This is a genomic window from Moraxella sp. CTOTU48268, assembly GCF_032069585.1.
Taxonomy (GTDB): domain Bacteria; phylum Pseudomonadota; class Gammaproteobacteria; order Pseudomonadales; family Moraxellaceae; genus Faucicola; species Faucicola cinerea.
On sequence record NZ_DAMALV010000025.1, the window covers coordinates 1 to 18,519 of the forward strand.

The 18,519-nt window shown below is 43.3% G+C and carries 16 protein-coding genes; 10 read left to right on the forward strand and 6 right to left on the reverse strand.

Annotation, left to right across the window (positions count from 1 at the left end; genetic code table 11):
• Both sppA and RT143_RS08760 read right to left on the reverse strand, forming a co-directional pair.
• A partial coding sequence (gene sppA, locus RT143_RS08755) for a signal peptide peptidase SppA (RefSeq protein WP_313092495.1) occupies positions 1 to 1,076 on the reverse strand: 1,076 nt, incomplete at its 3' end.
• A gap of 91 nt (positions 1,077 to 1,167) precedes the next feature.
• Positions 1,168 to 4,023 carry a ComEC/Rec2 family competence protein gene (locus tag RT143_RS08760; protein ID WP_313092496.1) on the reverse strand — a complete coding sequence of 952 codons (2,856 nt, stop codon included), beginning with the start codon at positions 4,021 to 4,023 and terminating at the stop codon, positions 1,168 to 1,170.
• 102 nt (positions 4,024 to 4,125) lie between these two features.
• Here RT143_RS08760 and RT143_RS08765 point away from each other — a divergent pair, with 102 nt between their 5' ends.
• On the forward strand, positions 4,126 to 4,950 hold the full coding sequence (locus tag RT143_RS08765) for a YdcF family protein (protein ID WP_313092498.1): 825 nt from the start codon (positions 4,126 to 4,128) through the stop codon (positions 4,948 to 4,950).
• Here RT143_RS08765 and lolD read toward each other — a convergent pair.
• Both lolD and RT143_RS08775 read right to left on the reverse strand, forming a co-directional pair.
• Positions 4,947 to 5,624 carry a lipoprotein-releasing ABC transporter ATP-binding protein LolD gene (lolD, locus tag RT143_RS08770; protein ID WP_312116400.1) on the reverse strand — a complete coding sequence of 226 codons (678 nt, stop codon included), beginning with the start codon at positions 5,622 to 5,624 and terminating at the stop codon, positions 4,947 to 4,949. The two genes, RT143_RS08765 and lolD, sit on opposite strands and share 4 nt — an antisense overlap.
• A gap of 9 nt (positions 5,625 to 5,633) precedes the next feature.
• Positions 5,634 to 6,869, reverse strand: a complete 1,236-nt coding sequence (locus tag RT143_RS08775) for a lipoprotein-releasing ABC transporter permease subunit (protein WP_313092500.1) — start codon at positions 6,867 to 6,869, stop codon at positions 5,634 to 5,636.
• A 480-nt stretch (positions 6,870 to 7,349) separates the two neighbouring features.
• Between RT143_RS08775 and RT143_RS08780 the strand changes: the two genes are divergently transcribed.
• Both RT143_RS08780 and RT143_RS08785 read left to right on the forward strand, forming a co-directional pair.
• On the forward strand, positions 7,350 to 8,327 hold the full coding sequence (locus RT143_RS08780; RefSeq protein WP_313092502.1) for a hypothetical protein: 978 nt from the start codon (positions 7,350 to 7,352) through the stop codon (positions 8,325 to 8,327).
• Between the two features lie 272 nt (positions 8,328 to 8,599).
• Positions 8,600 to 8,881, forward strand: a complete 282-nt coding sequence (locus RT143_RS08785) for a hypothetical protein (RefSeq protein ID WP_313092504.1) — start codon at positions 8,600 to 8,602, stop codon at positions 8,879 to 8,881.
• A gap of 35 nt (positions 8,882 to 8,916) precedes the next feature.
• Here RT143_RS08785 and RT143_RS08790 read toward each other — a convergent pair whose 3' ends face one another.
• Entirely contained in the window at positions 8,917 to 9,306 is a 390-nt protein-coding gene (locus RT143_RS08790; RefSeq protein WP_036597947.1) for an SCP2 sterol-binding domain-containing protein, read from the reverse strand.
• Positions 9,307 to 9,828: 522 nt separating this feature from the next.
• Here RT143_RS08790 and ccoN point away from each other — a divergent pair.
• The 4 genes from ccoN to ccoP are packed head-to-tail and all read left to right on the forward strand — an operon-like array spanning position 9,829 to position 13,277.
• The gene (gene ccoN / locus RT143_RS08795; protein WP_313092506.1) at positions 9,829 to 11,301 is read left to right on the forward strand and encodes a cytochrome-c oxidase, cbb3-type subunit I; all 1,473 of its coding nucleotides are present in this window, start codon (positions 9,829 to 9,831) and stop codon (positions 11,299 to 11,301) included.
• 10 nt (positions 11,302 to 11,311) lie between these two features.
• A complete protein-coding gene (gene ccoO, locus RT143_RS08800; protein ID WP_007115906.1) occupies positions 11,312 to 11,929 on the forward strand; it encodes a cytochrome-c oxidase, cbb3-type subunit II in 618 nt (205 codons plus the stop codon).
• The gene (locus tag RT143_RS08805) at positions 11,929 to 12,102 is read left to right on the forward strand and encodes a cbb3-type cytochrome oxidase subunit 3 (RefSeq protein WP_065252991.1); all 174 of its coding nucleotides are present in this window, start codon (positions 11,929 to 11,931) and stop codon (positions 12,100 to 12,102) included. Before ccoO ends, RT143_RS08805 begins: the two co-directional genes overlap by 1 nt.
• Entirely contained in the window at positions 12,099 to 13,277 is a 1,179-nt protein-coding gene (gene ccoP / locus RT143_RS08810) for a cytochrome-c oxidase, cbb3-type subunit III (protein ID WP_313092508.1), read from the forward strand. Before RT143_RS08805 ends, ccoP begins: the two co-directional genes overlap by 4 nt.
• Positions 13,278 to 13,361: 84 nt before the next feature.
• Here the strand turns inward: ccoP and RT143_RS08815 are convergent, their stop codons facing one another.
• Positions 13,362 to 13,715, reverse strand: coding sequence for a Spx/MgsR family RNA polymerase-binding regulatory protein (locus RT143_RS08815; protein WP_313092510.1), 354 nt, complete (start codon positions 13,713 to 13,715; stop codon positions 13,362 to 13,364).
• Between the two features lie 95 nt (positions 13,716 to 13,810).
• Between RT143_RS08815 and leuS the strand changes: the two genes are divergently transcribed.
• The 3 genes from leuS to holA all read left to right on the forward strand — a co-directional run bounded on the left by leuS (position 13,811) and on the right by holA (position 18,223).
• Positions 13,811 to 16,471, forward strand: a complete 2,661-nt coding sequence (gene leuS, locus RT143_RS08820; RefSeq protein ID WP_313092512.1) for a leucine--tRNA ligase — start codon at positions 13,811 to 13,813, stop codon at positions 16,469 to 16,471.
• A 136-nt stretch (positions 16,472 to 16,607) separates the two neighbouring features.
• The gene (locus tag RT143_RS08825; protein ID WP_313092513.1) at positions 16,608 to 17,174 is read left to right on the forward strand and encodes an LPS-assembly lipoprotein LptE; all 567 of its coding nucleotides are present in this window, start codon (positions 16,608 to 16,610) and stop codon (positions 17,172 to 17,174) included.
• A 29-nt stretch (positions 17,175 to 17,203) separates the two neighbouring features.
• Positions 17,204 to 18,223 carry a DNA polymerase III subunit delta gene (holA, locus tag RT143_RS08830; RefSeq protein WP_313092515.1) on the forward strand — a complete coding sequence of 340 codons (1,020 nt, stop codon included), beginning with the start codon at positions 17,204 to 17,206 and terminating at the stop codon, positions 18,221 to 18,223.
• The last annotated feature ends 296 nt before the right edge of the window (positions 18,224 to 18,519 follow it).

Below are 18,519 nucleotides of genomic sequence, written 5' to 3' on the forward strand. Positions count from 1 at the left end.
ATCCCTTTGTCATTTGCAGCCGCTTGAGTTAATTGGCTGGCAAAGCCTTTGGAGACCGTTTCGCCAAACCCATAGCCGATTTGGCTGGCAAATTTACCGAACACTTTTTTCACCGGGTCTTCTGGGTTATATTCCACGACATTGTCTAGTTTTAGCTGAGACTCAAGGGTGCTGATGCCGCCTTTTTTATCCGCCAAGCCTAGATTAATCGCTTGCTCGCCACTCCAAAACAATCCGGAAAAAAGCTGATTGGCATCGGGATTTTTGAGGCGATTGCCGCGACCTTGTTTGACAGCATTGATAAAATGGGCGTGGGTGTTATCCAGCACACCTTGTACATGCTGGCGCTCAAACTCGGAGAGCGGGCGGCTCATGCTTAAAATATCTTTGTGCGCACCGGCTGTCATGGTGCCATCTTTAACGCCAAATTTATCCATCAAACCTTGGACATTGTAGCTTGGCATAATCACGCCGATTGAGCCGACCAAGCTTGAGGGATTGACCCAAATTTCATCAGCCGCAGATGCGATATAATACGCGCCTGAAGCACCCATATCTTCGATAACGGCATACAGTTTTTTGTTAGGATGGGCTTTCCTCAATTCGGTCATGGTTTGCCAGATTTCATCAGATTGCACAGGTGAGCCACCCGGTGAGTTGATGCGTAATGCTACCGCTTGCGCTTGGTCGTTGTTAAACGCTTCCGTCAATGCCTCGCCCACCGCTTGACTATTGGCTTCATTGTCGCTGCTGATGACGCCTTTGACATCGACGACGGCTAAATGCGGGTTGCTCATATCGATATCACTCATGCCACTTTTGGCAGAGCCACTACAGCCTTTTGCCACTACCGCGCCAAACAGCAGCACATAGCCCAAGGTGATGAGCTTAAAGAAAATACTCCAGCGTCTTGCACGGCGCTGCTCCACAAGGCTTGCCATGAGGGTTTTTTTTAGCAATTGCCATTCTTTGCCTGCGTATGGCGGATTGGGTGGCAAGTTTTGTGCATGGTTTGGTTGAACAGGTGGCTTTGATTGTGAGGGTTGGTTGGGATCGGGTGGCCAATTATCTGACATAAAAGTTCCTTTGCAATATCTAATTTATCGCCCATGATAGGGGGAAGCGGTCAAAATTACAATCACTGCCTTGTAGCCAAATCGTCAATTATCAGTCAGTATCATCTAGGGTGAGCGTGTACATTACCGCGCCCACTTGATCGGCATACAGGGCTTCAAACGGGTGGTCGGCAGGCTTATCCACTGACCAACTAGTCAGCGATAATTGGCTATCTTCGCCCAGTTTTTGCGACTTATACGCACCTGTGACCACATGCAGCAAGGAAGGTTTTGTCAATGCTAGCCACGATGATTCAATGGATAAATTATGGGGCTGAATGAGTAAATGCGTCGCCGACACCGTGCATAATTTTTCAGTCATTTGCATGGGGATATCACTATTACCTGCCAACATCAGCACATCGTAGGGTTTGCTGGTTGGTGGCTTGAAATGGATGTGAATATAACAGGTTTGGGTCGCTAGCTTTTGCTCGTTGGTTAAGGCTAAATCCAACTGCCATCCCGACACCGCTGTGATTTCCAAGCCATCTTGTTTCCAATGTTGGGCGGTTTGGCAACTGCGGGGTGTAATCGCACGAAAACTTATAGATACAGCCTTATCTGTCACATCGAGCCTGCTATGTTCGGCATCATACCCTGCTAGCCAGTAGGCTTTAACAGGTACATGGGTTGCCAGTTGTTGCACCAACTCATTGACGCGGACACTGGGCGTTTGACTAACCACGCCAGTTAATCGATGAACCTGCTGATTTGCCAACAGCGGATAAATATCACGGTTCAACAGCGAACTGATTTCTTCATCAACTGCAACATTACGGATAGCTTGTTTAGTTTTCAAAAAATTGGGTTTATCCGCCTGAGCGGCTTTCACTTGATTGTCGGACAAAATCAGCCAGCTATCATCGCCTTTCTTCAATAAACTGATTACCAGTTTAGGGTTATCACCAACTGCCAGAGTCGGTTTGTTGTTATTTAAGCTGCGCTGCTGCAGTGGCAATAATATCAATAGGATAGCCAGTGGTAACATCAGCATTCTAGGCAACAAGCCTTTTAACCACCCCAGTAACGCAATTAACAAACACAGGACAAGCTGCGTTTGTGATAAGGCAAAAAATGATTGTTTGGCAACACCTGTGTCGATAAGTTGGTTAAGCAAAAAGTGAAATACATTGAGCAGGGTTGTTAGCATCGACCAAATGATTTGGCTCAGCCAATCCCCTATCCCAGGTAGCCAACTAACGACGCCTGCCAACATATCCAAGGGTACAATCACTAAGCCTAAAAATGGTACGGCTAGCAAGTTTACCAAAATGCCAATGACTGATACTTTGCCAAAAAACCACACCACGATGGGCAGCATCCAAATAAATAGCCAAATTTGCAGTTTTAATAACGCCTTGAATTGATGGCTTATAATTTTAACAAAACTACTCAGCACGTCGCTGCGTGCAGTAGGCGCTAGTAACTGCCTAACATCCTTAATTTCAATGGCGCTAACTGTCCCTATTGTCTCGCTAAATTTCAACAGTAAAACCACCGCCACGAAGGACAACCAAAACCCTGCTTGCCCGACTGCTGTCGGTTCTAGCCAAATCATGCCTAACGCAACCCAAGCCAACAGCCGATAAGCAGAAAAATTAACCAATAACTGTTTCGACAGCGTAAGCACTAACAGCATCCAAAATGTCCGCTTCGCAGGTATTTCAAAACCCACCAGCAGCGCATAAAACCCTGCCATCACCACACTCACCCAAAGCACCAACAAACTACTCGGTAATTTGACCAACAACTGCGGCGCAAGCCATTTAACGAGCCATACTACAAAAATGGATACTATAGCGGCGAGCATCAGCACATGCGGGCCTGAAATTGCTAATAAATGGCTAATCCCCGTTACTTGATAGCGATTCTTAAGTTTGCTATCCATCAGGCTTTTATCACCCGTTAACAGTCCCAATAAGATTGCATGGCTTTGGATAGCGCTCTGAATAGCACTCTGACTTGAACTTTGAGACGCGGATTGAGCGATTTCGGTATTTTTAGAATTAACTATAGACGTCGATTGTTTCAGCAGGGTTGTATGCAAATTGGCGAGGATTTTTTGGCGTAGTTGCCAGCGCAATTGTTCGATAGCAATAACCATACGGTCTTTCACATGGGATGGGTTAAATTCCCGTAGGCTCGATTTTTCAATACCGATGATCACTCCCTTTGCTTGCACACCCCGCTGTCTCAACCATTGCGCTTCATCAAATCCTAGCATGAGCGGTTTGGCATTGCTGGGTAAAATTGTAGGCTTAGGCTTTGCAATGGGCTCAAGCTGTAATTTTACGTTAAGCTGCATGCCAGGTCTTAACTGCGACAAGGTCGCTTCCCAATCAGGGTTGTCTTTGATGTTAGCGCTAATCAGTGCCGTTAGTGGTGGTTGAGGGGTTGCTGACGATGCATCAGCATCACCGTCCTTATCAACGCGGACTTGCAGGATTTGTTTGATGAAACCATTACCAATCAGGACATTATCATTTGATAATGGGCTCATTTGGCTCACCGTATCGCTGATCTGATGGGATTCAACGATGGCATCTAGTGTCAATGGTGATGGCAATAACGCGTTTTCATACCGCTTGTATTGATATAAACCATAGCTGGCACTCAACATGAGCGTCAGCAAAAAGATAAAGCTTGATAATAACGGTAAGACAAAACGGTAGGCTAATGCAGGGTTTGGCGACGCTCTTTTTAGCTGTTTACGGTTGCAGCCATGGTATAAACCTACATTGATTAGCAGCGCTATCAACAGTGCCACTGATAACATCAGCCAAATTTTTGCATCATAACTGGCTAGCTCATAACTTGTCAGCGCATAACCTGTCATCAAAGGTTGATTTGCTAGTGTATTTACCACTAAAAAACCCAACAAACTAGCAACCGTGATGAGCCAAATCATGTTTCATCCTTGATAAAGATAGCGATAGCTCGCTACTTCCCTTACAATTATCGAATGAACGATATAGTAAAACAAATAGCAACTTTTGGAAATTATTAATCGATGTTGACTCAATTTAGTAGCAGCAATGACAATGCCTCAGTGTTCGGCAAAAAAAGTATTCAAATCAGTCTAGGGATTGCAGGATTGATACTGGTTGTTGACTGCGGGCTATTGCTGGCCAATCGTGTTTTTCATATTGGCACCCTAGTACCATTGGGCATAGGGCTAATTTTTTTAGGCCATGCGGTGTACTGGGAACGTATCCAACTTTATTTGGCGTCACAGCCGTCATTAAAAAAACTATGGCAGCTGGTTTGGCTATTATTTTTTGTTTGGTTGATAAGTTTTTGTATCTTTGTCAGCTATTTAAAACAGCACTTTAACACCGATAACCATCCTAAAGCAGCGCAAGCGATTATTGTCTTAGGTGGCGGAACAAAAGACAATAAGCCGACCGATGCGGTAAAACTGCGTTTGGATAAAGCATCTGAAGTCATCAAGCGTTTTGCAAACGCACTCGTGATAACCAGTGGTGGTTTTGATGCGGGTGAGGATGTCAGTGAAGCCAAAGCGATGGCGGATTATTTACATGACATCTATGGCATCAGCTTGGCGCATATTGCGCTTGAAGAACAAAGCACCAGTACCGAGCTTAATTTCGTCAATAGTAAAAAGATTTTAGCGCAGCAAGGGATTGCCTTAAATCAGCCGATAATCGCAGTCACCAGTGATTTTCACACCTTGCGCGCAAGCCTTATTGGCAAACGACAAGGATATACCAATTTACAGGTGGTCGGGTCTGAAACTCCTTGGTATATCCGTCCAAATGTGTGGTTTCGCGAATACTTTGCTTTTATCAGCGGCTGGCTACTCGATGAGTATTAAGCCACCCACGTGCCATTTTGTAAGGCTAATTGTTTATCCGCCAACTGTGCCAATTGCCGGTCATGGGTGACCATCAATAGCGCCGTATTAAAATCTTTTTGGAGCTCTGAGAGGATTTCAAACACCGCCTGTGCATTGGCGTAGTCTAAATTCCCTGTGGGTTCATCTGCCAGTATCAATGAAGGCTTTGTCACCAGCGCCCTAGCAATCGCCACACGTTGACGTTCACCGCCAGACAGCTCGCCTGGGCGATGCGTCAACCGATGCCCCAGCCCTACCTTTTCCAATAATTCAATAGACTGTTGACGCGCCGTTGCAATTGGCACTGCTTTTCGCATCAATAGCGGCATTGCCACATTTTCAATGGCAGTAAACTCCGCTAACAAATGGTGAAACTGATAGATAAAGCCCAAATGCTGGTTACGAAGCTCACCGCGCTGGGTTTCATTCAAATCATTGATGCGTTGCCCATGTAACCAAACTTCCCCACTGGTCGGCACATCTAAGCCACCCAAGATATGTAGTAAGGTACTTTTACCCGACCCGCTAGTGCCCACAATGGCGATGCGCTCGCCACTGTTAATACTGATATCCAAATGATTGAGCACATTGGTGATGGTTTTACCATCTTGATAGGTCTTGGTGATATTGTTTCCTGTTAAAATCGCCGTCATGGCTCACTCCTATTCATAACGCAATGTTTGAGCCGGTTGAATGCTAGCTGCTCGGCGTGCTGGATAAATGGTTGCCACAAAACTTATTACCAGTGAGGCTGCCACGATGATGGCTACATCTTTCCATTCAAGTTGTGAAGGTAAATAGTTGACAAAATACGCATCAAATAAATGTAACCCAAATAAATTATTGATACCGCCTACCACATCGCTCACGGTCAACGCTAAAATCACGCCCAAAATAGTTCCCGCGACGGTACCAATCACCCCGATAAACAATCCTTGCACCATAAATACTTGGGTGATGAGCTTAGGCGACGCACCAAAGGTTTTTAAAATCGCAATGTCCGCCTTTTTATCAGTCACCAGCATCACCAAGGATGAGACGATGTTAAATGCAGCAACCAAAATAATCAAAAACAGCAATAACCCCACCATGGCTTTTTCCATTTGGATGGCACCAAATAAATTCCCATGCGTCGATGTCCAGTCACTAGGCATGAGCATATTGGGTGCAAGGCTCGCTGCTTGCTGAGCCACTTGTGGTGCGGCAAACAAATCCTTTAGCTTCATGCGAATACCTTGCGCCCCCGCAGGCAGACGCAATAACGTAGCCGCATCATTCATCGGGATGAATGCCATAATATTGTTGACTTCAGGGCTAATGTCATACACCCCAGTGACGGTAAAACGCTTAAAGCGCGGAATCACGCCAGCAGGCGATGGCGAGGCTTCTGGTAACACCAAGGTGACCATATCGCCTTGTTTCACCCCCAGTGAATCCGCCATTTGCTTGCCAATCACAATGTCAAATTGACCTGCTTTTAGACTATCGACACTACCACTCTCCATATGCTGATGAATAATCGAGACTTTTTTCTCATAGCTTGGCTCAATACCTGTCACCATGATACCTGCGACTTGTCCATTCGCGGTGAGCATACCCTGTAATTGGATAAAAGGCGCAACGGCTTCAACTTTGGGGTTTTTTTGAATGTTTTGCGCTAGCGTCTGCCAATTTGGGATAATTTCACTGGCAGTGACGGTGGCTTGCGGCACCATGCCCAAAATACGACTCTTAAGTTCGCGGTCAAAGCCATTCATCACCGATAACACCGTAATGAGCACAGCGACGCCAAGCGTCAAACCCACCATTGAAATCAAAGAAATAAAAGAAATAAATCGGTTACTTCGCTCAGCACGGGTATACCGTAATCCTAAAAACAAAGCCAACGGTCGAAACATAGTATTCCTAAAAATTATCACTATTTTGATGATACAAGCAGGCAATGAAATAGCTTATGTTCAAAACTATTATTCAAGCCTGCTAAAAGCGTGTTAGTCTGACACACTTTTTTACCATTTTGGCAAAAGTTTTTTTGCAATTTTGCTAAAAATTCGCAGAATCAAACATATCTGCGCAATAAATTGTGGATGTTTTAAGCAAAATAAGGTGAAAAAATTCTGCATGTCCCCATTAACATAGCAGAATTAAATTTCATCCCTGCTTAATCAAGGGTTAATCCATTATTAACAGATAGGTTAATAGATGATACTCGTTAATTTAATCGGGATGATTTGAAGGCTGATATTAGCCTATTGATAGCTGATAATGTAATCATTAAAATCTTGATAAATATCGTGACAGCTGTTTAGTTTATTAAGTTTGTTTGTAACATAAGCCTGTTGTTACTAATAAACCTGTTGTTACTTAAAGGACGTCTTATGACCAATACTCACCAACCCTCTTCTTCAAATGCCCCCAATACGATTAGTCTAAACTGTGATCAAGTGGTTGGTCATGCAGATCACTGGTCATGTTTTACCAACAATATTCCCGATGACGTCCCAAATTGGTTGCAATCGCATATCGATACTGCCACCATGCCTACCCCACTAAAGACTACCAACGCCACGTCTTCGCATATTTTACTATCGGGTAATCAGCCAATTCATATCAATCAAGTGATTGAAATTGATAGCAATCGCTCACCTAAACGCTTGATTAATGCGTTTCCTTGTGTCAATAGCCCGTATGGGCAATGGGTCACTATTGAAGGGGTCTATAAATGTGACAATCAGATAGAGGCGATTTTGCGCTTAAAAACTGATGACAATACCGTGCTGTATGTATTTGACCAGTATTATGCCATCAATGCGCACAACTATGAAAAAAATCACCGCTACTTAATCAATCTGAGTGCATTTGCTTACACCGTAAGCTTGAGTAACCGCTCAGAAACTATTGTGGTTGATGAGCCTGAAGCGATTCGCTATCACCGCGCCTTTAATGATATTTTGACCAAAAATAATAACGTTGCCCCAAAAGACCTTGAAGCCCAAATCGCCGCTTGGCAACCTAGCGAAAACGACCTGCCGCTGGAGCCAATTGAAATCAACGTCGGTCACATGTGTGCTTATTTATTTGGTGAAACCATCGGTCAACAAGATGAAGCCTGGTGTCAAGGTCAAATTATTGGCAAACAGACTGCTAGCTTTAACGGCGTTGACTTTGTATTGCTTGATGTGGTGATATTACGTGAAAGCCTAGATAATCCTGTTGTTATTCGTTTAGCGGTCAATGCCGATAACATCGACTCAACCATTCAAGTCAACGATTATATTCAAGCCAATATTTGGCTACAGGGGACTATTTTTATGGAAAACCAGAAAAAAGCAGCCACCAATTACAGAGCGTTTTAAGCCATTCCTTTGTAAGATTATTGATTAATTTTCTTGAAGCCACTGCCGACTATGACAGTGGCTTTGTTATTTTGTAAATAAATGTAAATTCATCCCTTTATTTTATTTAATTCATTGAATTGACTATAATTTTATATTATCGTTATTTTAAGTTTAATTTTAATCAATTTTTACCCATCAACGTCATGAATCATATAGCGGCTCAACAGCGTACCCAATATCAGCCGTTAACGTTTATGAGTGTTATATCAGTTATTTTGGGAAGATGACCCATGCCAAATCAGTCGACTAAATCCGCAGTTTCTACTTCAGACGCTATCCAAGCCCAGACTGGATTGGTAAATCACAGCCCACTTCCAATATCTACTCAAACGACCTTAGCAGCCCAAACTACCTTAGCCACTCAAACTAGCCCAGTCAATGGCCTGATGGTTTATACCACAGATTTGCTACTGCACCCCACCCAAGCACGCGATAAAAAAAATCACCGAATATTATCGATGATTTTCTTTGTGCTCGGGGTGTTAGTGATATTTCGCTTAACACACGGATAATGCGCGCAATATCCAAAATTATTTGATAAGCCCGATTACACTTGTGTATTGGCTAAGATGTCTTTGAAAAGCTGTTTTTGCTCAGCGCTTGGGCTTGCGGTTTGGATAGACATTAATTGTCCCATATCTCCTTCGACGCGGATTTTGCCAGACATAAAGGCTTCCATCGCACGGTTCATATCACGATCTAAAAAGATTGCTTTTAAGGTATCGGCATCAAGTTTTAAGGTGGTTAAAGCGCCATCTTTCAAACCCTGATGAATCGTGCCATCATAAAAAGCTGCATTAACTTCTTGATTGTCGCTATCTGTGACTTGTAAATTAATTGACATATTTTTAATCGCGGGTGGTAGATTTAGGTCACCTGCTTTATTGGTTAATTCGTCAACTTTGTCAAACCATTCTTGTGTTAAAATTTTAGCCATTTTAAATCCTCATTATCGTTAGTTGTATTAGAACTTGTGCATCTTACCGAGATTTTGTATGAATGACAATTCTCTAACGCATAATAAACCTATTTTTAGAATAACGATAATGACGCTCGGTTAACCATTTTTAGCATTGTTACTACATAGTGTATGGGGTGTTAAAAAAATCCCCACAATTTACATGGTTTTTTTTATTTTTCATATTATAATAGTTGGTGTGTAATTTTTTTTGCGGTATGAACGTTACATTAGATGATATTTAGCAAAGATTAAGTTACAATACTTGGTGAGAATCGTGAGTTTGAGCCTATTTTACTGCTTGTAAATTTACTGTTTTGCGTCAAGATTTAGCCGCTAATTTCTTTAAAAATCATCGTGAAACTAGCCACTAAATAGTTAGCCTATCTTATAAAAAAATAACTAGTGCCAACGCCTCTGACCTGATAGTTTTATTGACAGGCACAAAGAAGATTTCTGCTTAAACTTGTTGATAATATAGGCTGTAAAGGAAATCATCGAATGAATTTACAAAACACAGCAATACCTATTACCGATGATTATGAAGTGGACATCATTAAGTTGTTCTCAATCATGGCGGTAGTATATGGTATTATCGGTATGGCAATTGGGGTGTTCATTGCATCACAATTGGCATGGCCTGCCCTCAATTTTGGTATCCCTTGGCTAACATTTAGCCACTTGCGTCCATTGCACACCAACGCGGTGATTTTTGCATTTGGTGGTTGTGCGTTATTCGCAACTTCATATTATATCGTTCAAAGAACGTGTAAAACGCGTTTATTCGCACCTTATCTAGCCTGGTTCACCTTTTGGGGATGGAATCTTGTTATTATTGGCGCAATTATTACCCTACCCTTGGGTTTAACCTCAACTAAAGAATATGCTGAGCTTGAATGGCCCATTGATATTTTAATTGCCGTGGTGTGGATATCTTATGCTATTGTGTTTTTTGGTACGTTATTGAAACGCAAAACCTCGCATATCTACGTTGCTAACTGGTTCTTTGCTGCATTTATTTTGACCATTGCGTTACTGCATATTGTCAATAGTATGGCAATCCCTCTGAGCTTTTGGAAGTCATATTCATTGTTTGGCGGTGCGACTGATGCTATGGTGCAATGGTGGTATGGTCACAACGCTGTAGGTTTTTACTTAACAGCCGCCTTTTTGGGTATGATGTATTACTTTGTGCCTGTACAAATCGGTCGTCCTGTTTACTCCTATCGTTTATCTATTATCCACTTTTGGGCGTTAATTGCGTCTTATATGTGGGCGGGTGGTCACCATCTTCACTATTCAGCACTCCCTGACTGGGCACAGTCTTTAGGGATGGTATTTTCTATCATTTTATTTGCGCCTTCATGGGGCGGTATGATTAATGGTGTACTTACCTTATCTGGCAGCTGGGATAAACTTCGCACAGACCCTATTATTCGTTTCTTGATTGTTGCACTGTCATTCTATGCGATGTCAACGTTTGAAGGTCCGATGATGTCAATCAAAACCGTCAATGCGTTATCCCACAATACTGACTGGACGATAGGTCACGTGCATTCTGGTGCGTTAGGCTGGGTTGGTATGATTACGGTTGGTTCATTATATGTATTGATTCCACGTATTTGGAACAAACAAAAAATGTATTCAACTAACTTAATTACCACGCACTTTTGGCTGGCTACCGCAGGTACTATTTTCTACATCGTATCGCTTTGGATTTCAGGTATTGGTCAAGGTATGATGTGGCGTGCTACAAATCCAGATGGAACGCTGGTGTATAGTTTCGTTGATACTGTCTTGTTCTCGCACTATCCTTACATTGGTCGTGCATTTGGTGGTTTATTGTATGTCACAGGTATGGTCGTTATGGCTTACAACGTCTACAAAACTATCACGATGCCAAGCACTAAAACTGTTGAAGTAGCGGATACCACTACACCTGTAGTAGAAACTGCTACCGCAAAACAGATTTAAGGAGAGACTCATGCAACTCAATCATGAAATTATTGAAAAAAACACGGGTCTTCTACTTATCCTAATCGTTGTAGCTATTAGTTTTGCGACTTTGGTAGAAATCGTGCCATTGATTTATACCAAAGAAGTTAACCAACCTTTGCCCAATATGAAGCCATGGACCGCACTTGAATTAGAAGGTCGTGATATTTATATTCGTGAAGGCTGTCACGTCTGTCATACCCAAATGGTTCGTCCTCTTCGGGCTGAAGTGGAACGCTATGGACCTTACTCGCGCGCAGCTGAATCCGCTTGGGATCATCCCTTCTTATGGGGTTCTAAACGTACTGGACCTGATCTTGCGCGTGTGGGCGGACGCTATTCTGATGACTGGCAACGCGAACACTTGATTAACCCACAATCATTGGTACCTGAGTCTGTGATGCCATCATTTGCTTGGTTAGCAAAAAATGACGTTAACCCTGGAGAAGTACAAGCAAAAATGCGTCTATTCCGCGACCATTTCGGCGTGCCTTATAGCGATGCTGATATTGCAGGTGCACCTGATGCGGTACAAGGTAAAACTGAGCTCGATGCTGTTGTTGCATATTTACAACAACTGGGCACTGCAATGAAAGGTCAACGTTAATGTTGGGCACATTACACAGTATCGCAACGGTCGCAGCGTTTATCGCTTTTATTGCGATTGTTTGGTGGGCTTACTCGCCAAAGAATCGCAAACGGTTTGAAGAAGATGCAAAACTTGCGTTAGATGACGAAGACCTAACAGAAGCATCACAACGCAATAAGGATAAAAAATGAGTGGATTTTGGAGTTTTTGGATAACCCTATTTTCCATCGCTTGTTGGGCTTGGATTTTGTTCTGGTTAGTCGGTGTATTGGGTTATCGCCCAAAAATGTCGGATGACGGTACTACAGGCCATGAATACGATGGTATCCAAGAGTTTGACCGTCCATTACCAAAATGGTGGTTAGCAATCTTTTGGGGTACATTAGCTTGGGCACTACTATACATGCTATTGTTCCCATCAGTAATGCCAGGCTCATGGAAAGGTATCACTACGGTAAAAGTAGATGGTCAAGATGTTCCTTGGACCAGTGCTAATGAATTAGCATCCGATCTTGAGCGCAATAATGCCGTATTTACTGGCACGTTCAATGATAAAATCTTAAAAGACAAAGCAGTAACGGCACAAATTGATAGCCTTGCTAAATTACAAGCGCAGCAAGCTAAAAATGCAGAACCGAATGCCGAATTAAAATCGCAAATTGATAAAGGTATTGTAGGACTGGCACCTGCCGTTCTAAAACTTTCTCAAGATCCGCAAGCGATTAAAATTGGTCAGCGTTTGTTTTTACAAAACTGTTCAGTGTGTCATGGCTCACAAGCGCATGGTGCACCGGGTTATCCAAACTTGACGGACAATGACTGGATTTATGGCGGTACACCCGATAAAATCTTGTTAACCCTTAATCATGGTCGCGTCGGTGGTATGCCAGCTTGGAAAGCGCAGATTGGCGAAGATGGTGTTCGCGCTGCAGCTGAATACGTACTATCACTATCACCCGGTCATGGTTCAAAAGAGAATGGTCAGTTGAACCAAACTTTGGTTAATCAAGGTAAGGCTATTTTTGATACCAACTGTGCGGTATGTCACGGTAAAGACGCCAAAGGTAACCATGATGTCGGTGCGTTGAATCTTACGGACGACACGTGGTTATATGGTGGCGACCGTGAAACGGTTCGTACTACGTTACGTAATGGTCGTGCCGGTGTGATGCCACATTGGGATACCAAACTGGGTAACGAGCGTATTATGTTATTGGCAGCGTATGTTTATTCATTAAGCGATCACAAACAAGACGCCTCTGTGATGACGCCACAAACTATCGTCAATAAAGAACGTGGTGCAGCTTCTACCCCAGTTGAAACTGCAAATGCGGTAAAATCTGCAGTTGCTAGTGCGGTAAAATAATTTTTACCCGCCACTTAAAAAAGCGAGTTTTAGTTACTCGCTTTTTTATTGGCGATTGATTTGTGCCTCTTTACTTGCCTAGTTTTACATACCTAGTTTTTCAAAGGCAGTTTCATCAAACCCAATGATTAACTCATTGTTTGAGACGACAATCGGGCGCTTAATCATACTTGGCTGCGCTATCATCATATCTAACGCAGCATCCACATCTTGCTTTATTTGGGCTTTTTGCGCATCGCTAAGTTTGCGGTAGGTTGTGCCTTTGGTATTTAATACCTTATCTATACCTGCTCGCTTTACCCAATGGGCTAATGTCGGTTTGTCTATCGCCTGTTTTTTGTAGTCAAAAAATTCATACTCCAAACCCAGTGCAGTTAATTTATCAAACGCCTTTTTCATGGTGCTACAATTTTTGATACCGTAGATGGTGATGCTCATATTGACTCCTTTTTTTATCGCAATTTTTACGGTTTTACGCTATGCTATGGGGCTTAAAATACCTTCCCATTCAAATACTGCAAATTCAGACCATTATGAGTAATTCAGCTTTAACCAGTCAATACCAACCCCAAGTTATCGAGCCTGCCCAACAACAAAAATGGGAACAGCAAAATCGCTATCAAGTGAACAATGCCGCGTCAGATAAGCCGTCACGTTATTTGCTGTCTATGTTTCCCTACCCCAGTGGCAAGCTGCATATGGGGCACGTGCGCAACTACACGATTAGTGATGTGTTGAGTCGTTACTATCGGTTAAAAGGTTATGAAGTGTTGCAGCCAATGGGCTGGGATGCGTTTGGTATGCCTGCAGAAAATGCGGCGATTGCCAACGCTGTCGCCCCTGCTGCATGGACGTTTTCAAACATTGATAACATGCGCGCGCAGCTCAAATCATTAGGACTATCGATTGACTGGTCACGTGAATTTGCCACTTGTACACCAGAGTATTACAAGTGGGAACAATGGCTATTTGTACAACTGTTCAAAAAAGGCTTGGTATACAAAAAACTCTCAACAGTGAATTGGGACCCCGTTGATAATACCGTCCTTGCCAATGAGCAAGTGGTAGATGGTCGCGGTTGGCGCTCAGGTGCGCTAATTGAAAAACGCGAAATTCCCATGTACTACTTTAACATCACCGCCTATGCAGACGAGCTGTTAAATGATTTGGATAAGCTAGAAGGTCATTGGCCACAGCAAGTGATTACCATGCAGCGCAACTGGATTGGTCGCTCTGAAGGCATGGAAATTCATTTTCCCTATACCTTAAATGGTGAAGAAAAAACCCTAGATGTATTTACTACCCGCCCAGATACCTTAATGGGCGTGACTTATGTATCGGTGGCGGCTGAGCATCCACTAGCAAAACACGCTGCCGCGACCAATCCTGCTCTACAAAGCTTTATTGAAGCCTGCAAAAAAGGCTCAGTTGCCGAAGCAGACTTAGCCAAAGCTGAAAAAATGGGTATGGACACGGGTCTAACTGTCACCCATCCGTTAACCGGTGAGCAAGTGCCTGTTTGGGTAGCTAACTACGTATTAATGAGTTACGGTTCTGGCGCCGTCATGGCAGTCCCTGCGCATGATGAACGCGACTTTGAATTTGCCAATAAATACCAGTTACCTATCAAGCAAGTGATTGAGCTGGACGAAAACCATAAGCAAGGTCAACAGTTTGATGCGACGACTTGGCAAGACTGGTATGGCGATAAGCAAAATGGCGTGGCTATTAACTCGGGTGAGTTAGACGGTTTAAATTTTAAACAAGCCTTTGACAAAATTTTAACCCAACTTGAGCCAAAAGGCTTGGGTAAAAAAACCATCAATTATCGGCTACGCGATTGGGGAGTATCTCGCCAGCGTTATTGGGGTTGCCCAATTCCGGTTATCAACTGCGTAGACTGCGGTACAGTACCTGTTCCTGAAAGTCAGCTGCCTGTGGTATTACCTTTAGATGTAGTGCCCGATGGACGTGGCAATCCCCTCAACAATCTTGCTTCATTTACCGATGTCAACTGCCCGTGTTGCGGCAAGCCTGCCAAACGTGAAACCGATACCTTTGATACTTTTGTAGAATCAAGCTGGTATTACGCGCGTTTTGCCTCACCCAATTATACTGATGGGATGATTAATAAAGTCGCCGCCGATAAATGGCTACCTGTGGATCAATATGTGGGCGGTGTTGAGCACGCCGTGTTGCATTTACTATATGCGCGTTTTTTCCACAAGCTTATGCGTGATGAAGGCTTGGTGCAGGGTGATGAACCCTTTGCCAATTTACTCACCCAAGGCATGGTCTTGGCGGGTACTTATCTTCGCGAAAATGCCGATGGTAGCAAATCCTATTACTTTCCAGAAGAAGTTGATATCCGCTACAACGACAAAGGTCAGCCCATTGAAGCGACCTTAAAAGCTGATGGTCAGCCTGTCAAAATTGGCAAAATCGAAAAAATGTCGAAGTCAAAAAACAATGGTGTTGACCCACAAGCAACTATTGATCAATATGGCGCAGATACGGTTCGACTTTACACCATGTTTACCGCGCCTGTCGACCAGACGCTTGAATGGATTGACGATGGGCTAAAAGGTCCGTATAACTTTTTGAAAAAAGTATGGCGTTATACTATCGAGCATGCCGAAACATTGGCGCAGCAATCTTTAACCGCAGCAACCTTATCAGTAACTGATACCCAGTCGCTTAGTAAAGCCGCTAAAAGTCTACGCCGTAAAGCACATGATACGATCGGCAAATTAGATGACGCGTTTGGCAAAAACTTGGCGCTCAATACGCCTGTGTCATTTTTAATGGAATTGTCGAACGAACTCACTGCGTTTGACATTCATTCAGACAGCGATTTGGCGGTAGCCAATGAAGCACTTATAACATTATTGACCTTGCTTACCATGTACGCGCCGCACATGGCAGAAGTCCTACTTGAGGAGTTAGGGATTGATGTGATGACGCTAACCTATCCAACCGTTGATACTTCAGCCTTGGTACAAGACACTATTACCATGGTGGTGCAAGTCAACGGCAAAATCCGTGGTCAAATGGAGGTGGCGCCAAACAGTGATAGCGATTGGTTAAAAGCCGAAGCGAAACAACTCGACAGCGTCGCTAAATTTATCACCGGTGATATCGTCAAAGAAATCGTGGTGCCCAATAAATTGGTCAATATTGTGGTAAAAGCCTAATTGACCATCAGGGCTTAGTGGCTACCTAAGCCCTTTTTGACCTTGAAGCTTTATAATAACTTGAAGCTTTATAATAAAGTGTTATCACAATAAATACCGACAATCATAGACAGGTAACTAACAGACAGGTAACTATATGAATCAGCCATTTCTTCGTATCCTCCTAAGCAGTGTGTTACTGATGCAGCTACCTGGCTGTGGTTTTCATCTACGCGGGTATGATGCGCCCATGTCACAGAATATCCCGACCACTGAGCTGATTTTTAACAACACGCCTGAAGCCTATGCGGTCAAAAATTCGTTAAAAAAACAACTCCACCAGCTAAGTATCAATACCCAAGATAGGGTGATTGATAACAAGGCAACCACCCAATCAAATACTACCTTGCCTGCCAGTATTGAAGTCAAAAACATTCGCCTGCAAAACTACCAGCTACGCGGTATTTTGACCGAAATTCGCATGGTGTTAAGCGCAGAGGTAAGCTATCGCGCCATTGAAAATGGTCAACCCCGCACGCTGACCAATACGATTCAAGTACAGCGCAGCTATCAGTACGACCAAGGCGTGGTAGCGACCGACAATCCCCAAGCCGAGCAAATTAAAGTATGGTTGTATGACAACCTGGCGCAGCGTATTGCTGACCAATATGTCGCACTGAGCCTTCCAAAAATCACCAAAGTGCCTACCGCAACTACCCCCTAACCCTACCTAACCTAATTGATAACACGCTGATGCAGTACAATTTTTTAAATGCCTTTCAACATCTCAAAAACAGGCAAGACCCCGCCACTGGGCTGTGGCTACTGCATGGCGATGAAGATTTGCTGTCACAGTGGCTGATTGAAAAAATGTCGCCCAATTGGCGGCAGCATAATATGGCAATTTCGCGCATGGATATTACCAGCGCCAAATCATGGCAAGCGGTTTTAGCAGAGCTGAACAGTATGTCACTGTTTGACGACCACAAAGCCATTATCGTTCACGGCAATCATAAACCCGATAAAGAGGCATTAGCAGAATTAGCGCAATTTGCGACAAGCAATTCGAGCAATTGCTTAGTCATTATCAGTGATAAATACGATAAAAAAAGCCAAAGCAGTGCGTTTTTTTTGCTTTGCGATAAATTTGGTCAGGTCATCGAATGTCATCTTTATCAAGAGCAGCAACGCGAACAACTGCTACAGCAACACGCCCAAGATTTTGGGCTCGAACTCACCAAACCCGCTTGGCAAATGCTGATGGCACAAACTCAGCATAATTTGCTAGCAGCTTACCAAAGTCTGTGGCGACTTTCCTACCTCTATGCTACAACAGATGCGAATCCTCCTACCCGTTTTGTGACCATCGATGAGCCTCAGCTGTTTGATGGGTTGGTGAGTCAATCTATGTTTACCACCTTTGATTTATCGGATGCCATGTTGGCAGGTGATACCGCGCAGGTTGCAAAAATCTTGCAGCAACTCAAAGCCAGTGAAGAACCAGAGAGTTTGGTGTTATGGATGATAGCCAAAGACATGCGCAATATTTTAAGCTTGCAATCAGGGGCAAGCTATCAAAGCCTCGGCATTTGGCAAAGTAAGCAACAACTATATAGTAAAGCCCTGCATCGTCATTCCCATGACGCTACCCGAAGCTGGTCGGATGCACTGTACCAAGCCGACCAAGCCATCAAAGGTCTGGTGCAACAACCGGCTTGGGAGCTCCTCTACCAACTCGCTTTTCGCCTAGCGGGTCAACCGTTATTTCACTAGTTGCTTTAAAAGTTACTTTAAAAGTTGCTTTTAAAAATGCTCCGCAACCTTTGCAATCTTTGCAACCCTTCAAACAACCCGCCCATCAAATTACAATACAATCCACCACCCCCCAAATTTTTAATGCGTTTTTGTTACTCATAACATTCATTTTATAATCCAGTAAGATTATGTGGTTATAATTTACAATCCTTTCGGCTTACCTGTTTTTATTGCAATTTATTCTCATTTAGCTTTTAATACTCCCTGTTACAAAGCTGTATTTATTTAATTTTTTTCAATTGTTTATCCCTTGA

Excerpts from the sequence above, each read along its gene's own strand:
- RT143_RS08760 (WP_313092496.1), bottom strand. The coding sequence starts at position 4,023 with ATGATTTGGCTCATCACGGTTGCTAGTTTGTTGGGTTTTTTAGTGGTA.
- RT143_RS08765 (WP_313092498.1), top strand. The coding sequence starts at position 4,126 with ATGTTGACTCAATTTAGTAGCAGCAATGACAATGCCTCAGTGTTCGGC.
- lolD (WP_312116400.1), bottom strand. The coding sequence starts at position 5,624 with ATGACGGCGATTTTAACAGGAAACAATATCACCAAGACCTATCAAGAT.
- RT143_RS08775 (WP_313092500.1), bottom strand. The coding sequence starts at position 6,869 with ATGTTTCGACCGTTGGCTTTGTTTTTAGGATTACGGTATACCCGTGCT.
- RT143_RS08780 (WP_313092502.1), top strand. The coding sequence starts at position 7,350 with ATGACCAATACTCACCAACCCTCTTCTTCAAATGCCCCCAATACGATT.
- RT143_RS08785 (WP_313092504.1), top strand. The coding sequence starts at position 8,600 with ATGCCAAATCAGTCGACTAAATCCGCAGTTTCTACTTCAGACGCTATC.
- RT143_RS08790 (WP_036597947.1), bottom strand. The coding sequence starts at position 9,306 with ATGGCTAAAATTTTAACACAAGAATGGTTTGACAAAGTTGACGAATTA.
- ccoN (WP_313092506.1), top strand. The coding sequence starts at position 9,829 with ATGAATTTACAAAACACAGCAATACCTATTACCGATGATTATGAAGTG.
- ccoO (WP_007115906.1), top strand. The coding sequence starts at position 11,312 with ATGCAACTCAATCATGAAATTATTGAAAAAAACACGGGTCTTCTACTT.
- RT143_RS08805 (WP_065252991.1), top strand. The coding sequence starts at position 11,929 with ATGTTGGGCACATTACACAGTATCGCAACGGTCGCAGCGTTTATCGCT.
- ccoP (WP_313092508.1), top strand. The coding sequence starts at position 12,099 with ATGAGTGGATTTTGGAGTTTTTGGATAACCCTATTTTCCATCGCTTGT.
- RT143_RS08815 (WP_313092510.1), bottom strand. The coding sequence starts at position 13,715 with ATGAGCATCACCATCTACGGTATCAAAAATTGTAGCACCATGAAAAAG.
- leuS (WP_313092512.1), top strand. The coding sequence starts at position 13,811 with ATGAGTAATTCAGCTTTAACCAGTCAATACCAACCCCAAGTTATCGAG.
- RT143_RS08825 (WP_313092513.1), top strand. The coding sequence starts at position 16,608 with ATGAATCAGCCATTTCTTCGTATCCTCCTAAGCAGTGTGTTACTGATG.
- holA (WP_313092515.1), top strand. The coding sequence starts at position 17,204 with ATGCAGTACAATTTTTTAAATGCCTTTCAACATCTCAAAAACAGGCAA.